Origin of the sequence: Acinetobacter sp. YH12201 (genome assembly GCF_013418145.1) — a bacterium.
Classification (GTDB): domain Bacteria; phylum Pseudomonadota; class Gammaproteobacteria; order Pseudomonadales; family Moraxellaceae; genus Acinetobacter.
Map to the genome: position 1 here is coordinate 1 of NZ_VPCP01000090.1, position 11,317 is coordinate 11,317.

The 11,317-nt window shown below is 39.4% G+C and carries 10 protein-coding genes; 7 read left to right on the top strand and 3 right to left on the bottom strand.

Features of this window, described 5'->3' with window-relative positions:
- Positions 1-211: 211 nt before the first annotated feature.
- From glnE to FTU91_RS14020, 5 genes are all read left to right on the top strand, one after another.
- Complete coding sequence (glnE, locus tag FTU91_RS14000; RefSeq protein ID WP_180082538.1) at positions 212-2,971, top strand: bifunctional [glutamate--ammonia ligase]-adenylyl-L-tyrosine phosphorylase/[glutamate--ammonia-ligase] adenylyltransferase; 2,760 nt, start codon at positions 212-214, stop codon at positions 2,969-2,971.
- 18 nt (positions 2,972-2,989) lie between these two features.
- Positions 2,990-3,916: a branched-chain amino acid transaminase gene (locus FTU91_RS14005; RefSeq protein ID WP_166171246.1), complete on the top strand. Its 927-nt coding sequence runs from the start codon at positions 2,990-2,992 to the stop codon at positions 3,914-3,916.
- 165 nt (positions 3,917-4,081) lie between these two features.
- Positions 4,082-5,149 carry an RNA-guided endonuclease TnpB family protein gene (locus tag FTU91_RS14010; RefSeq protein ID WP_180082540.1) on the top strand — a complete coding sequence of 356 codons (1,068 nt, stop codon included), beginning with the start codon at positions 4,082-4,084 and terminating at the stop codon, positions 5,147-5,149.
- A gap of 39 nt (positions 5,150-5,188) precedes the next feature.
- On the top strand, positions 5,189-6,079 hold the full coding sequence (locus tag FTU91_RS14015; RefSeq protein ID WP_180082542.1) for an ELM1/GtrOC1 family putative glycosyltransferase: 891 nt from the start codon (positions 5,189-5,191) through the stop codon (positions 6,077-6,079).
- A gap of 13 nt (positions 6,080-6,092) precedes the next feature.
- Entirely contained in the window at positions 6,093-6,899 is an 807-nt protein-coding gene (locus tag FTU91_RS14020; RefSeq protein ID WP_180082545.1) for a polysaccharide deacetylase family protein, read from the top strand.
- Here FTU91_RS14020 and FTU91_RS14025 read toward each other — a convergent pair whose 3' ends face one another.
- Together FTU91_RS14025 and FTU91_RS14030 are read right to left on the bottom strand one after the other, a co-directional pair.
- Positions 6,900-7,832 carry a glycosyltransferase family 2 protein gene (locus FTU91_RS14025; RefSeq protein WP_086197537.1) on the bottom strand — a complete coding sequence of 311 codons (933 nt, stop codon included), beginning with the start codon at positions 7,830-7,832 and terminating at the stop codon, positions 6,900-6,902.
- 1 nt (position 7,833) lies between these two features.
- A complete protein-coding gene (locus FTU91_RS14030) occupies positions 7,834-8,805 on the bottom strand; it encodes an ELM1/GtrOC1 family putative glycosyltransferase (protein WP_180082547.1) in 972 nt (323 codons plus the stop codon).
- A gap of 182 nt (positions 8,806-8,987) precedes the next feature.
- Here FTU91_RS14030 and FTU91_RS14035 point away from each other — a divergent pair, with 182 nt between their 5' ends.
- Both FTU91_RS14035 and FTU91_RS14040 read left to right on the top strand, forming a co-directional pair.
- A complete protein-coding gene (locus FTU91_RS14035) occupies positions 8,988-10,052 on the top strand; it encodes a glycosyltransferase family 4 protein (protein ID WP_180082548.1) in 1,065 nt (354 codons plus the stop codon).
- A 1-nt stretch (position 10,053) separates the two neighbouring features.
- Entirely contained in the window at positions 10,054-11,064 is a 1,011-nt protein-coding gene (locus tag FTU91_RS14040; RefSeq protein WP_180082549.1) for a glycosyltransferase family 2 protein, read from the top strand.
- A 158-nt stretch (positions 11,065-11,222) separates the two neighbouring features.
- On the opposite strand, the gene FTU91_RS14045 is transcribed toward FTU91_RS14040, so the two are convergent.
- On the bottom strand, positions 11,223-11,317 hold a 95-nt coding region (locus FTU91_RS14045; protein WP_148114837.1), incomplete at its 5' end, for a transposase domain-containing protein.

Genomic DNA, 11,317 nt, shown 5'->3' on the forward strand with positions numbered 1-11,317 from the left:
GTCATGAGAAAGCCCATATAAATGGGTAATGTACAAGTTGCTGTAGAAGCATGTTTAATTCGTCTGATCACAGATACTTTATAAAGCATTTTAATACTTTTTTGAATCTGTCAATGCGTAAGTCCTATTTAAGATAGAAAATCAATTTTTCTTTTCCACTATTTCTTTTCAGCTGCTATAACTAGAAAAAAATCAGGCTGAAGGTTTTAAGATGAATGCGGAACAATTGCACAACACATTGCGTGCGAGCCAATATGCAGAACAGGTGTTGGGAAAACACAGCGCTCTATTAGAACAAGATTATGCAATTGATCAATTTCTCCTTCCTTTAACCACCATTCAAATCCAGAATATTGTTCATGACACGCTAGAGCAGATTACAGATGAAAGCACCTGGATGCATGCCATTCGTGTGCTTCGCGCGCGCTTGATGTTCCGCTGGATTTGGCAGGATGCCAACCGGTTGACGGATGTGATAACCCTGACACGTGAGCTTTCCGATTTTGCCGATGCTGCTATTTGCGCGGCTAAAGATTTTGCCCGTGCTCCATTGGTGGCCAAGCACGGTGAGCCTATCGGCTACGGTGGGGCTGTGCAGGATTTAATTGTGGTAGCCATGGGCAAGCTCGGGGCACAAGAGCTTAATCTTTCAAGTGATATTGATCTTATTTTTGCCTTTGATGAACAGGGCGAAACTGATGGTCGCAAATGTATTGATGTACAGCAGTTCTATATTTTGTGGGGGCAAAAGCTGATTTATCTGCTTGATCATATTACCGCAGACGGTTTTGTGTTCCGTGTTGATATGCGCCTGCGTCCTTGGGGGGATGGTTCAGCTTTGGCGATTAGCCATGTGGCTCTGGAAAAATATTTAAGCCAGCATGGCCGTGAGTGGGAGCGCTATGCCTGGATTAAAGCCCGCATAGTCACCGGTGGAACAGAAGGTGATGAATTATTGGAGATGACCCGTCCTTTTGTGTTTCGTAAATATGTCGATTACACCGCCTTTGAAGCCATGCGTGAAATGAAGGCGATGATTGAACGCGAAGTACAACGCCGTAATATCGAAGATGATATCAAGCTTGGAGCAGGGGGAATTCGTGAAGTCGAATTCATCGTTCAAGTGTTTCAATTGATTTATGGTGGCTCAAAACTTGAATTGCAGGATCGCCAGTGTCTGGTCAGCCTGCATCATTTGGGTGAAGTGGGGCTTCTTGAACACAATGCTGTACTTGAACTGGAAGATGCTTATCTGTTCCTGCGCCGGATTGAACATGCCATTCAGGCACTCAATGACCAGCAGACCCAGTCCTTGCCCAATGAACCTGATTTAAGAAATCGCATGATTGAAACGCTGGGTTTTGACAGTTGGGAGCAATTTTTAGAGGTACTGAATCAAAAACGCGCCAAGGTCATCTACCAGTTTGAGCATTTGATTAAAGAAAAAGAACCTGATCCGTTAATTGAAAGCTTTACTCAATTAGAGAAACAGCTGAATGAAGTGCTGGATGAAGATGCCAAAAATCTGGTGCATGAATTCTGGAATGGGCATGCGCTGAAAAAATTGCCAGCCAAAGCCGTACAGCGTTTAAAGACGTTTTGGCCACACCTGATTGAAGCGATTTTGCAGTCCGATAAACCGCAAGTGGCACTGTTACGTTTGATGCCTTTGGTCGAATCGGTCCTGCGCCGTACTGTGTATCTGGTAATGTTGATTGAAAGTAAGGGTGCGCTGCAGCGTCTTGTGAAAATGGCCACGGTGAGTCCATGGATTTGTGAGGAACTGACCCATTATCCGGTACTGCTGGACGAATTTTTATCGATGGATTTTGAATTGCCGAAACGCAAGGATCTGGAAGATTCACTGCGCCAGCAACTGTTACGTATCGAGATTGATCAGGTTGAAGATCAGATGCGTGTGCTGCGTTTATTCAAGAAATCCAATGTATTGGCTGTGGCAGCCAGTGATGTGCTGGCGGAAAGTCCATTGATGAAAGTCTCCGATGCATTAACCGATATCGCAGAAGTATCCGTTAATGCGACATTAAATCTGGCTTATCAAATTACTGCTAAAAAGCATGGCTATCCTTTAGATGTAGAGGGGCAGCGCTGTTCACTCGATCATATGGCATTCGCGGTCGCAGGCTATGGCAAACTAGGTGGTATTGAACTGGGTTATGGCTCGGATTTGGATCTGGTATTTATTCATTATATGAGTGAACAGGGTGATACCGATGGTATTAAACCGATTAGCGGTTTTGAGTTTGCCATACGCGTGGCACAGAAATTCATGTCGCTGATGACCACACAAACCTTAGATGGGCGCGTTTATGAAATTGATACCCGCTTACGTCCATCGGGTGAGGCGGGACTGTTGGTGACCAGCCTCAAAGCCTTTGAACAATATCAATTAAAAAGTGCCTGGGTGTGGGAGCATCAGGCGCTGGTTCGTGCCCGATCCATTGCCGGTGAAGCTTCCCTGCGAGAAAAGTTTGAAGATTTACGCTGCCGCATTTTGACCCAGCCACGGGATGAGGCGAATGTTCGAGCAGAAGTGCTGAAAATGCGTCAAAAAATGAAAGACCATTTAGGCTCTTCCAAAGAGCAGCAAAAAGATGGGATTTTTCACTTAAAACAGGATGCAGGTGGTATCGTTGATATCGAATTTATGGCACAGTATGCGGTATTAGCATGGAGTGGGTCGAATCCTGATCTCGCCCATTACTCCGACAACGTACGAATCCTTGAGGATGCCGCAAAAACGGATCGCTTATCCAGCGCCGACGCGACAGCATTGATTCAAGCTTATCTCCGTGAACGAGCCGAGAGCCACCGTTTAGCCCTTGCAAATCAATCCATGCAAGTTGCAGCTGACGACTGGTACGATACCCGAGAGGTCGTTTGCAAGTTATGGCAAAGATTAATTGATCCAACTGCAACTTTTGCTTTGGATAGAAATGACTGTGTATAAAAATTTGGAGTGTGTGCCATGAATTTGGCTGATCGTGATGGTTTTATCTGGCAAGATGGACAAATGGTTGACTGGCGTGAGGCGAAAATCCACGTCCTAACTCATACATTACACTACAGTATGGGTGTCTTTGAGGGTGTCCGTGCTTATGAAACACCAAATGGTACCGCGATTTTCCGTCTCCAAGATCATACCAAGCGTTTGCTTAACTCTGCAAAAATCTATCAAATGAAGGTTCCATTTGATCATGCAGCACTTGAGCAGGCTCAAATTGATGTAGTACGTGAAAATAAATTAGCTTCATGCTATTTGCGCCCAATTATCTTTATCGGTTCTGAAAAACTCGGTATTGCTGCAACGGATAATACTATTCATGCCACTGTGGCAGCATGGGGCTGGGGTGCTTACCTGGGTGAAGAAGCGATGGCGAAAGGCATTCGCGTAAAAACTTCATCATTTACCCATCACCATCCAAACGTGACCATGTGTAAGGCAAAGGCTTCAGGTAACTATACCTTGTCTATTCTTGCCCATCAGGAAGTGGCACATTCGGGTTATGACGAAGCGATGTTGATGGATCCACAAGGTTATGTATGCCAAGGCTCTGGCGAAAACGTATTCCTGGTAAAAGATGGTGCATTGCATACACCGGATATTGCTGGCGGTGCTTTAGACGGTATTACCCGTCAAACTATCATTACCATTGCCAAAGACTTGGGCATTGAAGTATTTGAACGTCGTATTACCCGTGATGAATTTTATATCGGTGATGAAGCATTCTTCACCGGTACTGCAGCTGAAGTGACTCCAATCCGTGAATATGATGATCGTATCATTGGCGAAGGCTGTCGTGGTCCAATTACGACAAAAATCCAGAAAGCATTCTTTGATGCGGTTCAGGGTAAAGATCCTAAATATGCACACTGGTTAACTTACGTAAAATAAGTTGATCGGTTAAGATGAGGAGGCGGAACGAAAGTTTCGCCTTTTTTATCAAATGGAGCGTAAAACTCTGTCCTTCAGGGCAGAAATATAAGCGACACGACATGAAATGTCGTTGAGTTTTTTAAAAATCAGCACCTTTAATTTAACATGAGCTAATATAAGCCCATGAAAACACTTAAATTACGCATAAAAGACAAACATTGCAAGGTGCTAGACCAATTAGCATCTGAGGTTAACTTTGTTTGGAATTATGTGAATGATTTAAGTTTCAAACACCTGAAAAGAACAGGTGACTTTTTCTCAGCATTCGATATGGCTAAATACACAAAAGGGACTTCAAAATTGTGTGGTTTGCATAGTCAAACGGTGGATGCAATCAGAGAAGAATATGCTGGTAAAAGAGAACAGTTTAGAAAAGCAAAATTAAAATGGCGTGTGAGTAACAAAAAGTCAGCAAGACGTTCACTTGGTTGGATACCCTTTAAAAAAGTAGCGATTAAATATGCTGATGGATATGTGCAATATGGCAAGCATCAATTCAAACTGTGGGATAGCTACGGTATAGGCAAATACAGCGTTAGAACAGGCTCATTTGTTGAGGATAGTCGTGGGCGCTGGTATGTGTGTCTTGTTGTGGATAGCACTAAAGCTGAGAAACCTACCGCCACCAAAGCGATCGGGATTGATCTGGGCTTAAAAGATATAGCCACCTGCTCAGATGGTACTGTGATTTCAAATCCTAAATTCTATCGAAAATATGAAAAGAAATTAGGTATAGCTCAACGAGCAAGGAATAAAAAACGTGTTCGTGCATTACATGCCAAGATTGCAAACAGTCGTAAAGATCATTTGCATAAGGCAAGCACTCTGCTTGTGAAAGAAAATGCACTGATTGTTGTAGGTGACTTAAGTGCGAAAAAGCTGGTGAAAACCAAGATGGCGAAATCTGTTTTGGACACAGGATTTTCAGCACTCAAAACAATGCTCAAGTATAAATGCGAGAACGCAGGGGTATTGTTTGAGGAAGTTAGTGAGAGGTTCACAACCCAAATTTGTTCGTGCTGTGGTGAGATCACCTCTAGCAGTCCACAAGGTAGAACAGATTTGCGAATAAGAGTATGGGAATGTGAGTGCGGAAGTATAAATCATCGTGATTTAAATTCCGCTAAGAACATACTTGCGCTTGGGCATAAGCGTCTAGCAGTAGGAATCACCCTCCTTTCAGGTGGGTGAGGATGTCAATGCTTAATGGTGTAAAAGGAAACAATAAACATGCATATTGTCTACGTCAGTGATGCTAAAGCGGGACACCGTTCGCAAGCAGTCGGTTTGTATAAAGCCATGCAGCGTATAAGCAATAGCGAAGTAACTTTTCAGGAAATCGCCCTTCAGCAATTGCCAATTTTCACGCTTTTAAAAGGCATGTTGAGTCATCAATTGTCCCTGTTTGAAAAAAAGCCGGATTATATTTTGGGAGTCGGCAGCCATACCCAGTCACGGGTTCTGCTACTGGGTAAAGTATATCCTCAGGCGAAAACGGTTATTTTAATGAAACCGAATTTTCCTTTCAGCTGGTTTGATTATGCTATTATTCCTGAACATGATGGTGTACCTGAATCCAGGCATGTTATTACCACTCAAGGGGCTTTAAACCCGATTGTTAATGAGCAGCGCCATCAAGCCAGTCAGATCTTGATAGCTTTAGGTGGTTCTTCCAAACGTCATCAATGGAATGAAGCAAAAGTTTTGTCAGCAATTCAGCAGATCGTAGAAAATCATCCTGACGGTAAAATTATTCTGACTACCTCACGTCGTACACCATCCGAATTTCTGGCTCATTTAATTAAGCAACCTTATAATCAGTATTTGCAAATTTTTCCGGTAGAACAAACCCCGCAAGGCTGGATCTTTGAGGAAATGCAAAAGGCAGAAGCAGTTTGGGTCACGGAAGATAGTGTTTCCATGATTTTTGAGGCCTTAACCGCCGGTTGTAAGGTGGGAGTGATTGGGATTGATCGATTAAAAGAAGATCGGATTACCCAATCGATTGATCACATTATTCAATCTCATTTGGTTTCTGAGAGTACTTCAATTCAAGCGTTACCTGAACCTCATGCTTTTAAAGAAGCAGAGCGTGTGGCAACATATCTTTTAGCACAATAATCAGGTTGCTCTTGTGATTTATATTTTTATTCTCCTGTTGGTCTTAGTCATGGCGTTTAGTTATAAATATGCATGGTGGAAACCAGCGGTAGACTGGAAACGACCTCGTGTGCTGATGTATCACATGGTCAGGGACCATATTGATGGTGCCAAGTTTAATAAATTACGGGTAAAACCGGCGGAATTTGAAAAGCAGGTAGCATGGATGAAAGCAGAAGGCTTTCATTTTGTCACCATGCAAGAATTACAACAAAATTGGGGTAGACACCCTGAAAAAACCGTGGCCATTACCTTTGATGATGGTTATCTGGATAATCTGGAAAATGCTTACCCAATATTAGAAAAGTATCAGGCTAAAGCGACCATTTATGTAGTAGTGGACCGACATGATCGAGATTGGTCAACCTATAAAAAAGCGCATCATAATAGTGGTGAACTGGCGCGTGAGCCAAAACTGAATGATGAGCAAGTAAAGTGGTTAGCAAATTCAGGTTTGGTGGAAATTGGTTCGCATACGCTGACTCATGCCAATATGGCGAAACTAAGCGATGAAGAATGCTTGGCTGAATTAACTCAATCCAAGCAGGTATTGGAAAGCTTAATCCAGCAGGAAGTGACGAGCTTTGCTTATCCCTTTGGAATTTATTCTACACGTGATGTGGCGCTGGTCCGAAAGGCAGGCTATCACAATGCAGTGACCACAAAAGAAGGTATAGATTTAGAGCAGCCCGATTTTATGCAGTTACAGCGTATTAAAATCAGCGGTAAAGATTCGCTGTTTGCAGTGAAATTGCGAATGAAATTAGGCAAAAGAGCGTAATTACGCTCTTTTGTTAATCTTACGCACATGATCTAATTGATTAAAATATGTAGTAAGCTTTTGGTGATGTTTATTCCAGGTTTGAATAGGATTAATCCGCGCAGCTAAATAAATCAGAAAATCAGAAAAGTTTCTCTTTGGTGTGTGACGAATACTTTTCCAGTATGTTGAAAGTGCTTTTTTGGTTAATAACTTTTTATCTTGTTCATTTATTTCAGGATAATCTTGAATAAAGTCATCAATTGTAAAGAACATATCGTGGTGTTGTTGCTCTAAGTGGCGCGATAAACGATTTTCTCCACGAACCGATTTGGTTTCCGTTTCATCTAAAAGAACAAAAACACTATGTAAATTGCTAGAAATAATTTTTTGAGAATATTTGGCTAAATTTAGGGCGAGCGATTCATCTTGAATAAATATATTTTCATTACAGCCTTTAGACTTTAAAAATAATTCACGTGTACACATGACACACATTTGCATAATATTATTTTCGAGTACATAGTTTAGAGGAGTCGTGCTAGATTCCCAGGTTCCAATAGTATGTTTTTGAATTTCATTTAAATCGTGAATTTTTACTTTTTCTGCATAGCATAAATCTGCCTGCTGTTTTTGCATCTCATGTAAAAACATATTTAAGCGATTTGGAGCCAGGATATCATCAGAGTCCATGAAAAAGAGATAATCACCAGTCGCAGCAAATGCACCTTGATTTAGGCGAACCGCAGGACCTTTATTGTCCGTATTCTGGATAATTTTGACTTTGGGATAATTGGCTAATAAGTATTGATAATTAGTCGGCCATTCTGGGTCTGTAGAACAGTCATCTACCACGATAATTTCATGTAAATTTTCATCTTCGGGTTGCAATGAATCGATCGTTCTATTGAGTAATAAACCCTTATTGTAGTGAGTGAGGACGACTGAAATCATTTTAATATCCTAAATTACGTTTAAAAGCCTGAACAATCGGTCTAGTTAAATCTAAGGCTTGGGTATTTTTACAATCTGGATGTTGAAAGTCTGCTGCTAAATTTTGTCGTTGCATGAGTTTATGTTGAAGATATTTCTGATTTAAAGGTTCTAAAATAGACTTGGAATTATAAATTGAGCAGATGAAGCGACCACTTTGAATAGTTTCAGCCAGCATAGATGTACTATCTTCTGTGACAAAAATATAAGTGGCCTGTTTAATAAGCTGAACTAAAGATAAAGCATTTTTTGTTTGAACTAAATGCAATTGAATATTTTCAGGGATTTTGGTCTTTTGAAAATAGCGATCTAAATTCGGTGTGCGGCGTGAATCGGTGATGAGCCCCTTCAGCTGATTTTGAGTACAAAATGCAATAAATTTATCGATGATTTTTTCAAAATCGTCATATGTAAAAGGATGCTCATCTGTCGGACCACCTAAAATCAGCAAGGCAGTGGTTTGATCAAGTTGATCCTGTTGCAGATTAATAAAGTCTTTTTTAACTGGTGGGGTGGCAAGCACAACTTGGTCCGATGCAGTATTTTGTTCTAGTGCTGTAATTGTACAGTTCACCAGTTGTCCATTTACTTTGCGTAAATCACCTGCGTAAAACAATGGAACTTTTAATCTGCGACTGACAAAAATGCCATAGAGCAAATTTGGCATGCCCGAACAAATAATACAGTCAATATTTTGCTTTGAGTGAAATTTTTTGAAAAAAATGGTTGAGCAAAAATCAAATAAAGGAGGATACCAACTGAGCTTTTTCAACATGCTTATTTGCCATTTTTTTATGCTTGGAGTTTCGACTTTATCCAAGGTTGTTGTATAAGCTGTTTCTAGGCAGTCATATACGCCAAGACTGGGGTTTAAGTGCCCAGCCCGTTGATCGTGAATAAGGAGAACTGCGAGACTAGGTTTGCTTTTCATCATATTTGAACGTTTGCTCTATCTACTTTGTATGGTAACAAAATTCTATAATCTTGTCAGAGACTTGAAGTAAAGCGAATATGCAAGGAATTATTTTTAAAGAGACAATGGTTTCTCCAGACTGAAAATATTAGAATGTTGACCCAATAAACAATTGGTAAAATTTACTTTATAGGCTCTTGTTCTTGAAAAAATTAAAAATTATTCATACTGTATATGGCGATGCTTCGGGTGGTCGTTGGCAAGCGATGCTCAATACTTTTGATGCCTTAGCCAGTAAAGGGCATGAGGGTGTCTTGGTATATGGTGAGGAAAATAAGAATTTAAAATCTGAAAATTATCCAAAATTTTGTCTGAACAGTTCAGGATTCTATGATCTGTTAGCCGCAGTAAAATTGGCTTTGTGGTTGCGTACTTATCGTCCCGATGTTGTGATTGCCCACAGTGGACGTGCAGTTTATTTGTTTAAAAATGCGATGTTTTTTGCACGAATCAAATGTCCTGTAATTGCGATGAATCACAGCCATAATGTAAAAAGAACGCTGAGAGCAGATGGATTTATTCATATTACCCCTTATGTGGGGCAATGTGTTGCAGAAGCGGCAAAAAACAAAGGTGTCGATTTAACTAAAAAACCACAGGCTATTATTTCAAATTTAATTCACTTACCTGAGAGTCAGCCCTCTTTTTCTGAAACGCTGAGTGAACCAGTTGTCTTAGGCATTATGACGCGTTTGGTTGAATATAAAGGTACACATTTAGCAATTTCTGCGGTACAGCAACTCAAGCAACAAGGATATAAAGTGAAGCTTCTGATTGCCGGGGAAGGTGAGCAGAAAGCTACTTTAATTCAGCAGGTTAAAGATTTGAATTTAGAAAATGAAGTTGAGTTTTTAGGCTGGATTGGTGGTGAAGATAAAAGAAAATTTTACAATGATATCGATATTGCACTCGTGCCTACCATGAATGATACCCAACCTTTAGCCATATTAGATGCTTTTGCCTGGGGGAAACCCGTGGTTGCGAGTGATCATATTAGTGTTCAGCAGATTATTCGCCAAGGTGAAAATGGTTTGATGGCAAAGTGTGGAGATGCTAATGATCTGTCGGTAGTATTGATGTCTATAATAAATAGTAAATCTAATCAAATCAGAATTGCTAAAAATGGTTATGATGATGCATGTTTTAAGTATTCATTTGAATATATATCTAATTTATTAGACGATTTTTTTCGTCATGTAGGAAATTGAAATGGAAGCAATCTCACCTTTTTCACGTTTTTTAAGAAAGTATTTCAGAAATGATAATCAACGAAAAATTGGTAAAGATTTTATACTAGTCGAAAGTCTTGTAAATGATACCCATCGCTTTCTATCAGAAAATATTGGTAATACGGAAAATTTAAATATTGGTGAGCATGGAAAAAACTTAACAATTAGTTTTATTTCATATAATCGTTCAGATCTATCAATTAAACTGCTTGAATCTATTAAGAATTATATTCCTTTATTTAAAGGTGAAGTTTTAATTGTCGATAATGGTTCAAATGTTGAAGAAATTGAAAAATTAAAGAAATATATTGAAAACTTTGAGTATGATTGTCGGATTATTGAAATTGGGAGAAATACAGGTCCAAGTTTTGCAAGAAATCTAGCAAGTAAAGAAGCAAAATATGACTGGATTATGAGTCTGGATAATGATGTCTATTTTATTTCAAACATACTGCCAATAGCACAGAAAGAAATTGCAGTTTTAAATACGCACTTTATGTCCTTACCTTTATTAAATCCTGATACAAAGAGTATTTATGCTTATGGTGGTGATATATTTATTTCTAGAATTACAGGGGATGAATATCTTCTAGAGCAACGATCAATCTTTAAAGGTAAAACAGTATCAAGTCTGGTTGATCCTAAACCATTTTATTGTAATTTTATGTTTGGTGGAGCAAATATAGCTAAAAAAGATACCTTTTTGAAACTGAATGGTTATGATGAAAATATGTTTATTGGATATGAGGATTTAGAGTTTTCATTAAGGATCTTGCGTGAAGGCTATAAATTGGGTTGTGTATCTGAACTTGGGATAGTCCATGATCATCCAAAAGATAAATTAGATTATGAAAAAGTAAGATGGGCGAAAAATATTATTAAAGAATCTGCTGATTATTTTAAGAAAAAGCATGGTTATAATTTAATTAGTGAAAAGTTTGAAAAAGAGCTAGAAGCTTTAAATAATGAACTGAATAAAAAAGAGAGCTAGTGCTCTCTTTTAAAGAAAGGAAAACTATCTAATAAACTCTTAGGATTATGTTTGAAGTTATAACATTTGGCTAATTTTGCAACAGTTTTAAAGTTTATTTTTGGTATATCTAAACTGCTAAAAGTATGTAAGCGTCCGCTGAATCCCATGCCTATTTTTTAATTTTGGTCGGATTTCCAGCGGTGTGGCAGTAATTCTTCTATTTGGGTCACTTTATGCGTCGGCAGCCTTTTCAGCACATCACTTAAATAGG

Bases quoted from the DNA above. Each gene is read 5' to 3' on its own strand.
- FTU91_RS14005 (WP_166171246.1), top strand. From the start codon at position 2,990: ATGAATTTGGCTGATCGTGATGGTTTTATCTGGCAAGATGGACAAATG.
- FTU91_RS14025 (WP_086197537.1), bottom strand. From the start codon at position 7,832: ATGATTTCAGTCGTCCTCACTCACTACAATAAGGGTTTATTACTCAAT.
- FTU91_RS14015 (WP_180082542.1), top strand. From the start codon at position 5,189: ATGCATATTGTCTACGTCAGTGATGCTAAAGCGGGACACCGTTCGCAA.
- glnE (WP_180082538.1), top strand. From the start codon at position 212: ATGAATGCGGAACAATTGCACAACACATTGCGTGCGAGCCAATATGCA.
- FTU91_RS14040 (WP_180082549.1), top strand. From the start codon at position 10,054: ATGGAAGCAATCTCACCTTTTTCACGTTTTTTAAGAAAGTATTTCAGA.
- FTU91_RS14010 (WP_180082540.1), top strand. From the start codon at position 4,082: ATGAAAACACTTAAATTACGCATAAAAGACAAACATTGCAAGGTGCTA.
- FTU91_RS14030 (WP_180082547.1), bottom strand. From the start codon at position 8,805: ATGATGAAAAGCAAACCTAGTCTCGCAGTTCTCCTTATTCACGATCAA.